Source organism: Bacillus sp. JNUCC-22, from assembly GCF_018861275.1.
In the GTDB taxonomy this organism is placed as follows: Bacteria; Bacillota; Bacilli; order Bacillales; family Bacillaceae; genus Bacillus; species Bacillus velezensis.
Window position 1 is genome coordinate 2,400,530 of the sequence record NZ_CP076408.1, and the last position, 15,718, is coordinate 2,416,247.

Sequence of the window (15,718 nt, forward strand, 5' to 3'; positions counted from 1 at the left end):
CTATCCTATTCAGCAGCACAGAAAAGGTACCTTTTCTGCAAAAATTATTGATTAATGATCATCATTCCGGCGGAAACGAGGTGACACCCTTGACAGAAAATAAAAATACGACACTGGGGCCCCTTTTAAAATCACTGCTTGATAAGCACTCGCTCTCCATGAGAAAACTCGGCGCCTTAACAAACATTGATACGGCCACCATCTCCCGGATTATAAACGGCAAGCAGAAGGCCAATTTAAAGCATCTTCAGGAATTTTCAAAACATCTCCGCACCCCGCTGGAGGAATTGCTTGAGGCGTCAGGCATAGACATCGGCCATGAAAAAGAAGCTGCGCCGCAAGACCCGATGCACGCGATTCAGGATATGCTGAATATGGCCGAGATGTTTGATCAGCCTTTTTCCCGGGAGCAAATTGAGCGCGAACTGACCAGATATGAACAATATGCCAAAACCCAGCAGGGCCATCGTCTGATTTGCGATGAGTTTCAAAAGAAAATGGACAATGAAGAAAGCGTCGGCCCTTTTATTGATCATTTGAAAAACATGCATCATCAGTATATGGATGAATCAACACCGGCTGAAGACCGCGCGATTCTCGGGAGCGCGCTGCTGTATTATATTTTAGCGACCGACGTCATTCCGGATTACATGTTTCCGATCGGCTACCTGGATGACGCCATCGCCGTTCAAATCGCTTTGAACCGGCTGAAAAAAAAGTAAAGGCGCTTAAAAAAGCGCCCTTTTTGTGTTGAAAAATATGAAACACCGCATTACGGTTTTGTCAAAACAGAGACAGCTGTCATATGATACATCAACCTAACAAAAAGGAGGGTGTCTTCTATGGACAGCAACACAGTTGTGGCAGTGTGCGCTCTGTTAAGTGTTGTGATTCAGATCGGAACGATATTCGCCGCAGGAAAGTGGAAAAAAGAATAAACAAATTGACGGTTTTTTCGCACAAGCGTATGCTTATAAATAACCTTGTAAAAGATAAGAAAGAAGATATGCATATGAAAAAAATCATTCTCCTCTTCGCCGCCGCTGTCATATTCAGCTCGATCGGCCATCAAATTTCAGGAGGATATAAAGATCCTGAAAAGGAACGGAGAAAACCGTTTCATTCGTTTAAATGGTTCAGCCGGTCATAACCTCAGGAAGAAGAACAAGCAAAATAATTGCACACAATTAAAACATAAGCTAGAATACGGACGAGTTAAACTCCTAAGGAAGAAGGCGAAATGATGAAGCAAACTTATAAACCGCTGTTTGAACCTTTTACGTTCGAAAGCGGCGTCACCATACCAAACCGTATTTCAGTCGCACCGATGACACACTATTCATCAAATGATGACGGAACGATTTCCGATCGTGAATTAAGCTACATTACTCCCCGTTCAAAAGAAATGGGCATGGTCATTACGGCATGTGCAAACGTAACGCCGGACGGCAAAGCGTTTCCAGGCCAGCCCGGCATCTATGATGATTCTCACATTCCCGGCTTGAAAAAACTCGCTCAGGCGATCCAGTCTCAAGGAGCGAAAGCCGTTGTGCAGATTCACCACGGAGGATTGGAATGCCCTCCTGAACTCGTGCCAAACAACGACGTCGTCAGCCCGAGCGGCTCAGAAGAAGACGGGAGACAAACGTCCCGGGCTCTCACCGAACAAGAAATTGAGCACATCGTGAAAGCATTCGGCGAAGCGACACGCAGAGCGATTGAAGCCGGCTTTGACGGTGTTGAAATTCACGGGGCAAACGGGTACCTGATTCACCAATTTTATTCACCGAAAACAAACCGGCGCACAGACCGCTGGGGCGGAAGCGATGAAAAGCGCCTTGCGTTCCCGCTTGCAGTCGTTGACGCTGTCAAACAGGCAATTGATACACACGCTGAAAATCCATTCGTTCTCGGCTACCGCCTGTCACCGGAAGAGCCGGAAACACCGGGGCTTACAATGAAAGAAACATTCATGCTCGCTGACGCGCTTGCGGAAGAGAACTTGGATTATCTGCATATTTCACTGATGGATGTCAATTCCAAAGCCCGCCGCGGAGCGGATACTTCACGGACGCGGATGGATTTATTAAACGAACGCGTCGGCCATAAAGTGCCGCTGATGGCCGTCGGTTCCATCTATACCGCGGACGAAGCGCTTGCTGTATTAGAAAGCGGAATTCCGCTGGTGGCTCTGGGACGTGTCATTTTGATTAACCCCGAATGGGCGGTGCTGGTCAAAGAAGGCCGCGAACAGGAAATCGAAAAAGCCATTCAAGCATCTGAAATTGAGAAATACCGACTTCCTGAACCGTTATGGGAAATGATTCAGAATACAGGCGGCTGGGTGCCGTTTGAAAAGTAGACTAAAAAAACTGCCGGATGTCCGGCAGTTTTTTTGATTCACAAGTTTTTACCGCTTTGTTTACTCCTATTTCTAACACACAGCGTACATATAGTAAATAGATTAATAGAAAGGAGACCGTATATGATGGCTGGTTTTCCTATTACGATTAACAGTCTTTCCGGAAACGGGGTTGTCAATGTCGGCGGTGCGTTTTCGATAAGTCCTTTAACCGTATCAAAAACCGTCTACGGCTCAGGTGGGGGAAATACAGGGATGGTCCTGCAAATGAATCAATCCAGTACATCTCAATCTTCAAGCTCTCAATACTCTGATCAAAATGTAACGAAAACATTATGACATCCGTATTTCCCTCCCTTTCCGGCTGGCAGCAGCCGGATTCTTTTTGCCGTTTTGTTTAATCTTATTCCATATTACAGCGTACATATAGTTAGTAGACTGTGAGAGAAAGGAGAAAAAATAGAATGAGCGGTTGCCCGATTACGATAAACAACGTATCAGGAAACGGAGTTGTCAATGTTGGCGGCGCCATATCCATCAGTCCGCTGACTGCATCAAAAACCGTTTTCGGTGCCGGAGGGGGAAATATCGGCATTGTCATTCAAAACAATGCTGTGAGCCACGCCAAAATGTTTGAACATCAATTTTCAGATCAGAATATTGTAAAGTCAATTTAAGGGCTGCCATGCAGCCCTTTCAGCATAAATAAAGCAGGCGCACTGATTTCCTGAAACCTTGATCTTTAAACATCAGCGATCACCTTCCCTTGTTTTGAATGATTTCAGTTCAAGGTGAATAGAATGCAGATTGAAAGCATGAGTACTGAAACTCATTAAGGAAAGAAGGAATCGTGATGAAAAAACTTTGCCGGGAAGTTTGGATTGAAGTTGACCTTGATGCGATAAAAAAGAACGTACGGGCGATCCGCCGCCATATTCCGAATACGTCTAAAATTATGGCCGTCGTAAAAGCGAACGCTTATGGCCACGGCTCTGTGGAAGTAGCGCGGCAGGCACTGGAAAGCGGGGCGAGCGAGCTCGCTGTCGCAAGCGTCGAAGAGGGAATTGTGTTACGGAGAGCGGGAATTACGGCACCTATTCTTGTGCTCGGCTTCACAGCTCTCAGCTGTGTGAAAAAATCTGCCGTTTGGAACATAACATTATCAGCGTTTCAGGTCAGCTGGATCAAAAAAGCGAATCGGATATTGGAAAAAGAAGCAGATTCGAAACGGCTGTCCATTCATATCAATGTGGATACCGGAATGGGCAGGCTGGGTGTGCGTACGGAAGAAGAACTTTTAGCAGTGGTGAAAGCGCTCAAGTCGAGTACATACCTATCATGGGATGGCATCTTTACACATTTTTCAACAGCGGATGAACCGGACACTGAGCTGACGATGCTGCAGCATGAAAAGTTTATCAGCTTTCTCCGCTTTTTAAAAAATCAGGACATTACGCTGCCTACCGTGCATATGTGCAATACAGCCGCCGCTATCGCCTTCCCGGAATTCAGCGCCGACATGATCCGTTTAGGCATTGGGTTATATGGTTTATATCCGTCCGCCTCGATAAAGGAACTGAACCTCGTGGATCTCACACCCGCACTAAGTTTAAAGGCGCGTATCGCTTATGTGAAAGCTATGGTGACAGATCCCCGGACCGTCAGTTATGGCGCCACATATATCGCCGAACCGGGTGAAATCATCGCGACGATTCCGATCGGCTATGCTGACGGTTACTCCCGCGCCCTGTCCAACCGCGGGTTTATTCTTCACCGCGGCAGACGGGTGCCGGTGGCGGGGAGAGTGACAATGGATATGATCATGGTCAGTTTAGGTGAGAATGAGGGCAAACAAGGAGAAGAAGTCGTCATCTACGGTAAACAACAAGGAGCCGAGATTTCCGTTGATGAAATTGCCGAAATGCTCGGTACGATCAGCTACGAAGTCCTATCTGTGTTAAGCCGCCGCGTCCCCCGCTTTTATTTCAGAGACGGCAAAATCATTAAAATATCAGCCCCGGTATTATACGTGTAGACGGCATAAACCCCGCATTTATGTATAGAACAAGTACCGGCGTGAGTGATTCCCATTGTTTTCGTCAGCAAAATTTCAAAACGCCTTCTCTTCCGCGTTCATGCACGGAATAGAAGGCGCGAAAAAGACATTTAGCCAAAAGCTTTGTTACGAAGCTTTATGCTCCAATCTCAGCTTGTCAGCAACCATCGCGATGAATTCTGAATTGGTTGGTTTTGCTTTTGTCATGCTTACCGTATATCCGAACAGTGAAGAAATGGAATCAATATTTCCCCTGCTCCATGCGACTTCAATGGCGTGGCGGATGGCCCGTTCTACACGGCTTGCGGTCGTGTTGAATTTTTTGGCGATGTCGGGATAAAGGACTTTTGTGATGCTGCCGAGGAGTTCAATATCGTTATACACCATGGAAATGGCTTCACGCAAATAAAGATAGCCTTTGATATGGGCAGGCACACCGATCTCATGGATAATGCTTGTAATGCTGGCATCGAGATTTTTCCGCTTCGGCTCCGGCTGGCTGCGGATAATGCTGCTTTGCGCGGACGGCGCACGGTGTGTGACACTGCTGACATTTCCGCTTACCTGGCGGATATGGCCGACAAGGTTTTCCATATCAAACGGCTTCAGGATGAAATAGGACGCGCCTAAATCGACGGCTTTTTTCGTAACGTCTTCCTGACCGAATGCCGTCAGCATGATGACGTTCGGCTGCTTCTCGAGCTCTGATTCCCGCAGACGCTCCAAAACCGCAAGTCCGTCCAGATGCGGCATGATAATGTCTAAAACGAGCACATCGGGATTCTTATCTTTAAACAACGAAAGACATTCCTGTCCGTTATAAGCAACGCCGATCACTTCCATATCATCCTGTCCCTCTATATATTCACTCAACAGGCTTACAAGCTCTCGATTATCATCAGCAACACAAACTTTAATTTTCTCCACGTTTCTTCCTCCCCCAATGTATTAACAGGACGCAACCCATTTGACTGCTACATGTTACATTCGACAAAACCACTACTTCCCCTTTTAAAAAATCCATATTTACCAATAATAGTGGTATATCTTTGTTTTTCTAGCATTTTCTAGGTTTTTCGACTAAAAATTAAGTTTGACAAATCAGGAAACGTGAATTTGTCGAAAAATCTTCATGTCTTATTTTACATGAATCCAGGAAAGAAGTGAAGAACGCATCACATAAAAAAACTGCCGGATCATCCGGCAGTCAGCTTGCTTTGTCTTTCCCGTAAACATCAACACCCGCTTCAGACAGCATCCATTCGATATGAACGCCGTAGCCGCTTGTCGGATCATTGACAAATACGTGGGTTACGGCTCCGACGACCTTTCCGTTCTGGATGATCGGGCTTCCGCTCATCCCCTGAACGATTCCGCCGGTTCTTTTCAACAGTTTTGGATCTGTCACTTTCAACACCATTCCCTTTGTCGCCGGGAATTTTTGCGGCGTGGTGCTGACGATTTCAATATCAAATTTCTCTACTTTATCGTTTTCAATAACCGTCAGCATTTGCGCCGGTCCTTTTTTTACTTCATTTGACAAAGCAATCGGAAGCGCTTTGTCGGAAATGTTGTTTTTAATCGGCTGATGCAGTGTCCCGAAAATGCCGAACGGGCTGTTACGGTTAATATCGCCGATCGTTTTCCGTTCTGACGAAAACCTTGCCAGTTTTTCGCCGGGATTGCCGCCTTTTCCTTTTTCAATCGATGTTACAGTTGAACGGACGATTTCTCCGTCTTCGACAACAATCGGTTTTTTTGTATCCATATCAGAGATGACGTGGCCCAATGCGCCGTATTTTTTTGTTTTCGGTTCAAAAAATGTCATGGTGCCGATGCCGGCTGCCGAATCGCGGATATAAAGGCCGATTCGATATTTCCCCTCGGCTTCGTCCTTTGTCGGAATCAGCTTTGTTTTGATTTTTTGCTTATCGCGTTTCACCAATAAGTCCAAAGATTCACCGGTTTTGCCCGCTTTTTGAATAAACGGAGCGATGTCGCTCATTTTTTCAATTTTATGTCCGTTCATTTTAATAATGATGTCGCCAGATTCAATTCCCGCTTGTTCTCCCGGAGACTTTTTCCCATCCTTTGTCATCACCTGGTGAAAGCCGACGACCAAAACACCGACTGAATGCAGTTTTACACCGATGGACTGTCCGCCCGGAATGACCTTCAATTCTGGAAGGACACGCACTTTCGTTTTTTTAATGGGAAACCCAGCAAGATCATATACTACTTCTGACCGGCCTTGTGTTTGCCCTGTTATGTTTGCATGGCCGTGCTCTTCTTTCAGCGTAAAGGCTTCTGATAATTCGCCCTTTTCAGCGCTTATTGATGCATTGACCGGAACGGCCTGTGTCTGGTTTTCAAAGACGCTCATTTCTGACGGTATCAGTAAATATTCTTTAAATGGCTTAAAAAAGCCTACACTTAGTAAAGAAACAAGGAGAATTACACCTATTGCTTTCCTCATGTTATCGTGCATTCATTCCTTCACTCTCCTCGCTCCTATCCCACACCACTTTCTTTTTCTGCTACATCTATACTTTTGCCTTCCTGCGCTTGATTTATAACCGGCATACGAAGAAAAACATTGGATACACTGTTAGAGAAATGGAACAAAAAAATAAGCTGCATGTATCAGCAGCTTATCCTGTCGTTTTTACCTGTCCGGCCTGTTTTAGAAGCTCTTGTGCATGCCGTTTTGTCAGATCGGTCACTTCAACGCCCGCAATCATGCGGCCGATTTCCGCTACCTTGTCCTGTTTGGAAAGCGGCGTGACATGCGTTGTCGTCCGGCCGTCTTTGAATTCTTTTGCGATCAGAAGGTGCGTATCCGCCATGGCAGCAACCTGCGGCAGGTGTGTAATGCAGAGCACCTGTGAACCGGTCGATACTTTATGGATTTTTTCCGCGATGGCTTGGGCAACCCGCCCGCTTACACCGGTGTCCACTTCGTCAAAGATGATGGAGGTGACATCCTGCTGGGAAGAAAAAATACTCTTCATCGCCAGCATCACCCTTGAAAGCTCGCCTCCGGAAGCGACCTTTGACAGCGGTTTTAAAGGTTCACCGGTGTTTGTTGAAATTAAAAACTTCACAAGGTCAATCCCCTTTTGGGTAAGCTGCACGGGCTGCCCGTTAACAACCGGTGCTTCACTGGCTGACGGATCGGTTTTCACGAGAAATTCCGTATCAAACGTTGATTTGCCCATATACAGACTTTTTAATTCCTGATGAATCGCTTCCGCCAGTTTCTTAGCCCAAGCTTTTCTGATTTTTGATAAATTGGCGGCTTCTACGGCCACATCTTTGCCGACAGACTCCAATTCCTTCTTCAGCGCTTCAAGATGGCTGTCGCGGTTCTCGATTTGATCGATTTCCTCTTCTATTTTGGAGCCGTATTCCAAAATGTCTTCTACCGTCGCTCCGTATTTGCGCTTCAGCTGTTTGATCTCATTTAAACGGGTTTCAATAAAATTCAGCCGTTCCGGGTCATATTCCAGATCATCTAACAGATTGCGCATCTGAAAGGTGGCATCCTCCAGCAGGTAATAGGAACTTGACACGCTTTCTGACAGCTTTTGCAGCGGTTCATTGATATCCGAAATATCTTCAAGCTGGGCAGAGGCCATTCCGACCCAGTCAAGCCCCCCCTGCTCGCTGCGGAGCGCATTATAGGCGTTTTGCAATGATTCATAAATTTTTTCAAAATTGGATATCTGCTTCCGTTCTTCCTGAAGAAGCTCGTCTTCATTCAATTCAAGCTTCGCCGACTCGATTTCTTCAAGCTGAAATTGAATCAGGTCTAACCGATGCGCCATTTCCTGCTCGCTTTCTGACAGCTTCTTCACTTTTTTGAGCAGCTTCATATAACGCTCATAGCCTTCATGGTAAGCCTGAAGCGCGGATTCGGCCTCAGCGCCCGCAAACCTGTCCAACAGCTCTAAGTGTTTATCGTCCTCCATTAACAGCTGGTTATCATGCTGTCCGTGAATATCTAATAAAAGTCTGCCGATTTCCCTCAAAGCCGCAATCGTCACTAATTTTCCGTTGACACGGCAGACGCTTTTTCCTCCGGCATTAATGTCCCTTCTCATGACAATCATGTCGTCAGATGCGTCTATTCCCTGCTCACGGCATACTTCAAAAACGGGATGACCGCTGTCCAAAAGAAACAGTCCTTCAAGCTCGGCCTTTGTTTCACCGTAACGGACAAATTCAGACGAGCCGCGGCCGCCGACTAATAGGGAAACGGCGTCTATAATAATTGACTTGCCGGCCCCTGTTTCTCCCGTCAGGACGGTGAGCCCCCGTTCAAACGAAATCGTCAGTTCCTCTATAATGGCAAAGTTTTTTATTGATAGTTCAGCTAACAAACAGCATTCCACCTTTTATCTGATAATTACGCTACAGCAGCTCCAAAAGACGGCTTTGAACGCCCTCCGTATCTTCAGGCGTCCTGCAGATGATTAAGATCGTGTCATCTCCGCAAATCGTGCCCATGATTTCTTCCCATTCGAGATTATCCATCAGAGCGCCGATTGCCTGAGCATTCCCCGGCATCGTTTTTAATACGATCATATGGCTTGCTGAGTCAATTTTTACGAACGCATCCATTAATGAACGCTTCAGTTTTGACAGCGGATTGAACCGCTGATCCGCCGGCAGGCTGTATTTGTAGGAGCCGTTGTTTGTCGGCACCTTAACGAGATGCAGCTCTTTAATGTCTCTGGAGACAGTCGCCTGAGTTACCTTATATCCTTCTTCTCTCAGCATGTCAACTAAGTCATCCTGCGTTTCAATCTCATGGCTTGTAATAAGCTCTCTGATTTTTATATGCCTTTGGCCTTTTGTCATGTAAGCACCTCTGTTTTCAAGCTGTTCTTGTCATTATGTTAACCGCTTCTTGATAAAAAGTACATGATGGCAGAAAAAAGGAATAATAGCCCCCTATTATTCCGGTACATCTGTCTTTTTGGCTTTTAATGTCTCATGTGCTTCGCGGACGGTACGGAGAATGTCTTCTTCCGGCAGTTCAGCGCCGTTTCCGTCTTCTCCGCCCCATTCCAAATGAAGCAGAAACTCAATATTGCCGTCTCCCCCTGTAATCGGTGAGAAGGACAGTCCTTTCACTGTATATCCTTCAGAAGCGGCAAATTGATTCATGCGGCGGAGAACGTCAGTATGAACGCCGGGATCTCTGACAATGCCTTTTTTTCCGACGGATTCCCGCCCGGCTTCAAATTGCGGCTTCACCAGTGCGATACAATCGCTCCCCGGTACAAGCAGCGTTTTTAAAACCGGCAGAATGAGGCGGAGTGAGATGAAAGAAACATCGATTGTCGCAAATTCCGGCAAACCCTCTGTGAAATCGGAAGGCTCGGAATAGCGGAAATTCGTTCGTTCCATGACGACGACCCTCTCGTCCTGTCTGAGCTTCCAAGCAAGCTGATTATAGCCGACATCCACTGCGTAGGACCGCTCGGCTCCGTTTTGGAGGGCGCAATCCGTGAATCCCCCCGTAGACGAGCCGATGTCAATCATCGTTTTGCCTTTTACCGAGACGGGAAACACTTCCAGGGCTTTTTCAAGCTTTAATCCGCCTCTGCTGACGTATTTAAGAGGGTTTCCTTTTACCGTTAACGGAAGATCCCGGGCGATTTTTTCACCCGGTTTGTCCAATCGGTTTTCATTTGAGTATACGATGCCCGCCATAATGGCGCGTTTCGCTTTTTCCCGCGTTTCCGCAAGGCCTTTTTCTACAAGAAGTACATCTAATCGTTCTTTTTTTGCTGTCATGATCCAATTCCTTTATGTGTCTTCGGCGGCATCAGCAGTTTGATCCGGTTCATAACCTCAGCCTTAGTGAGACCGATTTCTTCAAGCAGGGCGGTTACGCTGCCGTGTTCAATAAACCGGTCTGGGATGCCCATTCTGTCAATCGGTGTATGATACATGCCGAGGTCATGAGCGTATTCAAGAATCGTGCTGCCGAATCCGCCTTCAAGCACGGCTTCTTCTATCGTTAAAATCGGCAGACCTTCATTAAGAATGGCCTTCATCATTTGTTTATCAATCGGTTTTATGAACCGCGCATTCACGACACGCACGGACAGGCCTTCTTTTTGCAGTTCTTCAGCCGCTTCCAGCGCCATTTCAATGGTCGTACCGAATGTTAAAATGACCGCGTCTTTTCCGGGACGGAGCACTTCCCATGTTCCGATCGGAATGGTTTTCAGCTCTTTATCCATCTTTACGCCGAGCCCGTTTCCGCGCGGGAAGCGCATCGCGATCGGACCCTCCTCATAATTAAGGGCTGTATTGACCATATGGCGGCCTTCATTTTCATCCTTCGGCATCATTAAAACGAGGTTTGGTATATGCCGCAAAAAGGCGATGTCAAAGACGCCTTGATGCGTCTCCCCGTCAGCGCCGACCAAACCGGCGCGGTCAATGCCGATAAATACATTCGCGTTTTGACGGCAGATGTCATGGACGACCTGATCGTACGCCCGCTGCAAAAAGGTCGAATAAATCGCAAGAAACGGCTTCATGCCTTGGAGCGCCATTCCAGCCGCCATCGTCGCCGCATGCTGTTCTGCGATTCCGACATCAAACATGCGTTCAGGGAATTCTTTCGCAAACCCTTCCAGTTTGGAGCCGACCGGCATGGCCGGTGTAATGGCGACAATTCTGTCATCCTCACGTGCCAGCTCCTGCACGGTGCCGCTGACAAGTCCGCTCCATGAAGGCGCCGCGGCTTTCGGCTTGACGAAATCACCCGTATTGATTTTATAAGGACCCGTTCCGTGCCATGTGCCGATTGTGTCGGTCTCAGCCGGTTTATAGCCTTTGCCCTTTTTCGTGATGACATGTAACAGGACAGGGCCTTTCGTTTTTTTGGCGTATTGCAGGTTTTCAAACAGTTCGTGGTAGGAATGACCATCAACCGGGCCTAAATACGTAAAGCCCAGCTCTTCAAAAAACATGCCTGACACAAGCATATATTTCAAACTGTCTTTTATCCGTTCAGCTGTGGCGGCCAATTTTCCGCCGACGGCCGGGATGCGCTTAAATAAATATTCAAGCTCGTCTTTTACCCATTGATATTTGCCGGCCGTGCGAAGCCGTCCCAGCATAGAATGAATCGCCCCGACATTCGGCGCAATGCTCATCTCATTATCATTCAGGATGACGATCATGTCTTTTTTCTCATCACCGATATGGTTCAGCGCTTCAAGCGCCATTCCTCCGGTTAAAGCGCCGTCTCCGATAATCGGGATGATATATTCTTTCGATCCTTTAATATCACGGGCGGCAGCCATTCCCATCGCGCCTGAGAGCGAGGTTGAGCTGTGGCCTGTTTCCCATACGTCATGTTCGCTTTCGCTGCGTTTCGGGAAACCGCAAAGCCCTTTATATTGGCGCAAGGTTTCAAACTCCTTGCCGCGTCCGGTTAACAGTTTATGAACATAGGACTGATGTCCGACATCCCATAAAAATTTATCTTTCGGACTGTCAAATTCTTTGTGAAGCGCAATTGTCAGCTCGACAACCCCGAGGTTCGGCCCGATATGGCCGCCAGAGGCAGACAGCGATGTGATGAGGAAATTGCGGATCTCCTCACTCAGCTCTTCCAGCTGTTCAATTGACATCTTTTTAAGAAATGACGGGTCCTGTATTGATAAAAGATCCAAAGCGGATCAACTCACTTTCAGCATGAATTTCTGCAAATTAAACAGTGTCTTTTTGAAAAAAGAAAAAGACTCCCTTTGTATTTTCATCGAAACTGCTTACATTTTACCATAGGAGCGGCAGCCCCTTCAAATCAGGACCGTTTTTAATGATCTCTCGCCGCGATTAAATCACAGAGGTCATGCAGCAGTTCTTTCTGAAGAGAAAGGCCGCTGATGATCTGTTTCGCCTCGCTGATATGATACGCAAGCTTTTCTTTCGCGCCTTCAAGCGTTAAAAGCGACGGATACGTTGATTTTTCGTTCGACGTATCTGAGCCGACCGGTTTGCCGATCCTCTCCTCATGCCCTTCAATATCAAGGATGTCGTCTCTGATTTGAAATCCGATGCCGATATGGCTGCTGAACAGACGCAGCTTTTCGACTTCATCCTCCGGCGCATCTGCCAAAATGGCGCCCGCCGTCACGGAAAAACCGAGGAGCTTGGCCGTTTTCCGCTCGTGGATGGATTCCAGCTCCTCAAGCGTTATCCGCTTTTGTTCCGCTTCCATGTCGGCAGCCTGTCCGCCGACCATTCCTTCCGTTCCCGCCGCGCTGATCAGCTCATCGACGAGACGGAGTCGTTTTTCTGCTGAAACCGCCTCAGACACATGAGATGTGATCAGTTTAAAGCTTTCTGTCAGAAGCCCGTCTCCGGCCAATACGGCTGCCGCTTCTCCGAAGACTTTATGGTTTGTGGGCTTTCCCCGGCGCAGATCATCATCGTCCATGCAAGGCAGATCATCATGGATTAAAGAATACGTATGAATCATTTCGACAGCGCATCCGACCGGAATCCCGTCTTTTTCATCTTTTCCGTAAGCATTCAGAACGGCTAAGACGACGAGGGGGCGCAGCCTCTTTCCGCCCGCTTCCAAAGAATACAGCATAGATTTTTTGAGGGTTTCCGGCATCGCAAGCCGTTCTGTATACAAAGAAAGCTGCTGTTCAATCAGTTGTTTGCGCGATGCTAAAAATGCGTCCAGTTTATTTGTCACCTTCGTCTTCCTCCTGAACGCTGAAAGGTGCAAGTTCGCCGTTATCTTTTAAAATAAAGTCCATTTGCTTTTCGACATGCTGAAGCTTTTCATGGCACATTTTTGAAAGGGCCATCCCTTCCTGAAAATAATTAATCGCCTGCTCCAGCGGCACGTCTCCTTCTTCAAGCTTTGCCACAATGCCTTCAAGGCCTTTCATCGCCTCTTCAAATGTCAGCTCTTCACTTTTTTTGGTTTCTGTCATTATCGTTCGCCTCTCTTTTGCAATACTTCACACGTCAGAACGCCGTCTGTCATCTTTACTTCAAGCGTATCATTTTGTTCCACTTGATCAACGCTTTTGATCAGCTCTTTGTCTTTATAGGCCAGGCTGTATCCTCTCTCCATCACCTGAAGGGGACTTAATGCATTCAGTTTACCAAGAACCGTCTGAAACTGCGAATGAAGCTGCTTCAACTGGACATTCATGCTTCGGGCGAGCTGATTTGAGCGCTCCTCGTACCGTTTTTTCGCCTGTTTCAGCTGGGTTTCAGGGTGAAGCGCCGTTAATCTGTACGTATTCCGCTCCAGCTGCCTTTGTTTCCTGTCCGTAAGCCCTGTGAGCTGTGATTGGAACTGCTGATACAAAAGGTCAAACTGCTGTTCTTTTTGGGTATACAATCGTTTCGGAAAACGGAACGCGTAGGATGACTGGAGCGATTGAACCCGTTCTTTTTTCTTGCTGATATGCTGCTGCATCGCTCTTGTCAGGCGGACTTCCGCCGTTTTTGTCCGTTCCATTAAGTCCGTCGTGTGGGGGACGGCGATTTCTGCCGCTCCTGTCGGCGTTGCCGCCCGGATATCCGCGACGAAATCACTGATTGTAAAATCTGTTTCATGTCCGACGGCTGATATAATCGGAATGGCGGAAGCAAAAATCGCCCGGGCCACGATTTCTTCGTTAAATGCCCACAATTCTTCGATCGAGCCCCCTCCCCTTCCGACGATCAGGACGTCACACATTTTTTGTGCATTGGCTTCTTCAATGCGCTTCACAATCGATCTGCTGGCATTTTCACCTTGAACGAGCGCGGGAAGCACAATGACTTTCACAAGGGGGTATCTTCTTTTGAGTGTGGTAATGACGTCTCTGACGGCTGCTCCCGTCGGTGACGTGACGACCCCGATCGTGGCCGGAAAAGCGGGGATGGCCTGCTTATGCCGGTCATCAAACAACCCTTCGCCGGCAAGTTTTTTCTTTAATTCTTCATATGCTAAGTAGAGCGCCCCCACACCGTCCGGCTGCATTTCTTTCGCGTACAGCTGATAGCTTCCGCTCGGTTCATAGACGGAGATGCCGCCTCTTACGATGACCTTCATTCCGTCTTCTGGCTTAAACGCAAGCCTCGAACTTTGCCTCTGAAACATGACGGCCTGCATGCGGGCATGCTCATCTTTTAATGTAAAATAGATGTGGCCTCTCGTATGAATTTTAACATTGGAGAGCTCACCCTTAATCCAAATGTCTTCAAGATGAGGGTCCACATCGAATTTTCGTTTAATGTATTTGGTCAGCGCGGAAACCGTGACATATGCCGCTTCACTCACATCCTGCACTCCTTTCATAAAGGCTTTTTGCCCTAAACTAAGAAAACCCGCTCTGGCTGAAAGGAGCCTTAAGAAGCGGGTATCGTGCTCATTGTCACAATTTTTGTGACTGTCTCCGGTTATCTATGATAACGTACGTCTGGCAGATTTAACAGTATTATGCGCAAGCATTGTGATGGTCATCGGACCTACTCCGCCCGGCACCGGCGTAATGAAAGATGCTTTTTCTTTCGCTTCATCAAACTGAACGTCTCCGCAGAGTTTTCCGCTTTCGAGACGGTTGACGCCGACATCAATGACAATGGCGCCCTCTTTGATTTGATCGGCTTTGATGAAGTTCGCTTTACCGACCGCTACCACAAGAATATCTGCTTTTTTCGTATGCTCAGACATATTTTTCGTGCGGGAATGGCAATATGTGACGGTCGCGTTTTCGTTCAGCAGCAGCTGGCCGACCGGTTTACCGACAATATTGCTTCGTCCGACTACAACAACTTCTTTGCCGGAAAGATCTACGTTCGTCTTTTTCAATAACTCGACAATTCCGTGCGGCGTGCATGGAAGAAATGTATCTTCGCCAAGCAGCATTTTCCCGACGTTGAGAGGGTGGAAACCGTCAACATCCTTATCAGGGGAGATCCGCTCGATTACGGCTTTTTCAGAAATATGATCCGGGAGCGGCAGCTGGACGAGAATGCCGTGGAATTCCGGATTTTGATTATACTGATCAATCACTGTTAAAAGCTCCGCCTCGGTTAAGCTTGAGTCAAAGCGGTCAAGCTTAAATTTCATTCCCATTGTTTCAGCGGCTTTTTTCTTGCCTGTCACATATGAAACAGAAGCGGGATCGTCTCCGATTAAAATGACCGCCAATCCAGGCACTACGCCTTGTGCTTTCAGCTCTTCTACTTCTTTTGCCAATTGTTCGCGTTTTTCTTTAGCCGTTTCTTTTCCGTCGATGATTGTTGCAGTCATT

General features: G+C 47.3%; 16 protein-coding genes. 6 read left to right on the forward strand and 10 right to left on the reverse strand.

Annotated features, from left to right (window positions below; genetic code table 11):
• Window positions 1–89 precede the first annotated feature (89 nt).
• The 6 genes from JNUCC22_RS11410 (at window position 90) to alr (ending at window position 4,397) form a co-directional block, all read left to right on the forward strand.
• Window positions 90–722, forward strand: coding sequence for a helix-turn-helix domain-containing protein (locus JNUCC22_RS11410; RefSeq protein ID WP_007408365.1), 633 nt, complete (start codon window positions 90–92; stop codon window positions 720–722).
• A 290-nt stretch (window positions 723–1,012) separates the two neighbouring features.
• On the forward strand, window positions 1,013–1,150 hold the full coding sequence (locus JNUCC22_RS11415) for a hypothetical protein (protein WP_014470646.1): 138 nt from the start codon (window positions 1,013–1,015) through the stop codon (window positions 1,148–1,150).
• Window positions 1,151–1,243: 93 nt separating this feature from the next.
• A complete protein-coding gene (locus JNUCC22_RS11420) occupies window positions 1,244–2,362 on the forward strand; it encodes an NADH-dependent flavin oxidoreductase (protein WP_032863662.1) in 1,119 nt (372 codons plus the stop codon).
• A 126-nt stretch (window positions 2,363–2,488) separates the two neighbouring features.
• The gene (locus tag JNUCC22_RS11425) at window positions 2,489–2,701 is read left to right on the forward strand and encodes a spore germination protein (protein ID WP_007408362.1); all 213 of its coding nucleotides are present in this window, start codon (window positions 2,489–2,491) and stop codon (window positions 2,699–2,701) included.
• 125 nt (window positions 2,702–2,826) lie between these two features.
• On the forward strand, window positions 2,827–3,039 hold the full coding sequence (locus tag JNUCC22_RS11430; RefSeq protein WP_007612499.1) for a spore germination protein: 213 nt from the start codon (window positions 2,827–2,829) through the stop codon (window positions 3,037–3,039).
• Window positions 3,040–3,215: 176 nt separating this feature from the next.
• Window positions 3,216–4,397, forward strand: a complete 1,182-nt coding sequence (gene alr, locus JNUCC22_RS11435) for an alanine racemase (protein ID WP_021494302.1) — start codon at window positions 3,216–3,218, stop codon at window positions 4,395–4,397.
• Window positions 4,398–4,544: 147 nt separating this feature from the next.
• Here alr and spo0A read toward each other — a convergent pair whose 3' ends face one another.
• From spo0A to folD, 10 genes are all read right to left on the reverse strand, one after another.
• Entirely contained in the window at window positions 4,545–5,345 is an 801-nt protein-coding gene (spo0A, locus tag JNUCC22_RS11440) for a sporulation transcription factor Spo0A (protein ID WP_003153177.1), read from the reverse strand.
• A 280-nt stretch (window positions 5,346–5,625) separates the two neighbouring features.
• Window positions 5,626–6,906, reverse strand: a complete 1,281-nt coding sequence (gene spoIVB, locus JNUCC22_RS11445) for a SpoIVB peptidase (protein ID WP_007408360.1) — start codon at window positions 6,904–6,906, stop codon at window positions 5,626–5,628.
• A gap of 163 nt (window positions 6,907–7,069) precedes the next feature.
• A complete protein-coding gene (recN, locus tag JNUCC22_RS11450) occupies window positions 7,070–8,800 on the reverse strand; it encodes a DNA repair protein RecN (RefSeq protein ID WP_007408359.1) in 1,731 nt (576 codons plus the stop codon).
• 31 nt (window positions 8,801–8,831) lie between these two features.
• The gene (gene argR / locus JNUCC22_RS11455; protein WP_003153173.1) at window positions 8,832–9,281 is read right to left on the reverse strand and encodes a transcriptional regulator AhrC/ArgR; all 450 of its coding nucleotides are present in this window, start codon (window positions 9,279–9,281) and stop codon (window positions 8,832–8,834) included.
• A gap of 96 nt (window positions 9,282–9,377) precedes the next feature.
• Window positions 9,378–10,223, reverse strand: a complete 846-nt coding sequence (locus JNUCC22_RS11460) for a TlyA family RNA methyltransferase (RefSeq protein ID WP_007612503.1) — start codon at window positions 10,221–10,223, stop codon at window positions 9,378–9,380.
• The gene (gene dxs, locus JNUCC22_RS11465; RefSeq protein ID WP_012117963.1) at window positions 10,220–12,121 is read right to left on the reverse strand and encodes a 1-deoxy-D-xylulose-5-phosphate synthase; all 1,902 of its coding nucleotides are present in this window, start codon (window positions 12,119–12,121) and stop codon (window positions 10,220–10,222) included. The genes JNUCC22_RS11460 and dxs overlap by 4 nt, the downstream gene beginning before the upstream one ends.
• Before the next feature lie 143 nt (window positions 12,122–12,264).
• On the reverse strand, window positions 12,265–13,155 hold the full coding sequence (locus tag JNUCC22_RS11470; protein WP_007408353.1) for a polyprenyl synthetase family protein: 891 nt from the start codon (window positions 13,153–13,155) through the stop codon (window positions 12,265–12,267).
• Window positions 13,145–13,399: an exodeoxyribonuclease VII small subunit gene (locus JNUCC22_RS11475; RefSeq protein ID WP_007408352.1), complete on the reverse strand. Its 255-nt coding sequence runs from the start codon at window positions 13,397–13,399 to the stop codon at window positions 13,145–13,147. Before JNUCC22_RS11475 ends, JNUCC22_RS11470 begins: the two co-directional genes overlap by 11 nt.
• Entirely contained in the window at window positions 13,399–14,742 is a 1,344-nt protein-coding gene (gene xseA / locus JNUCC22_RS11480; RefSeq protein ID WP_007408351.1) for an exodeoxyribonuclease VII large subunit, read from the reverse strand. The genes JNUCC22_RS11475 and xseA overlap by 1 nt, the downstream gene beginning before the upstream one ends.
• A gap of 123 nt (window positions 14,743–14,865) precedes the next feature.
• Window positions 14,866–15,717 carry a bifunctional methylenetetrahydrofolate dehydrogenase/methenyltetrahydrofolate cyclohydrolase FolD gene (folD, locus tag JNUCC22_RS11485; RefSeq protein WP_007408350.1) on the reverse strand — a complete coding sequence of 284 codons (852 nt, stop codon included), beginning with the start codon at window positions 15,715–15,717 and terminating at the stop codon, window positions 14,866–14,868.
• Window position 15,718 lies beyond the last annotated feature (1 nt).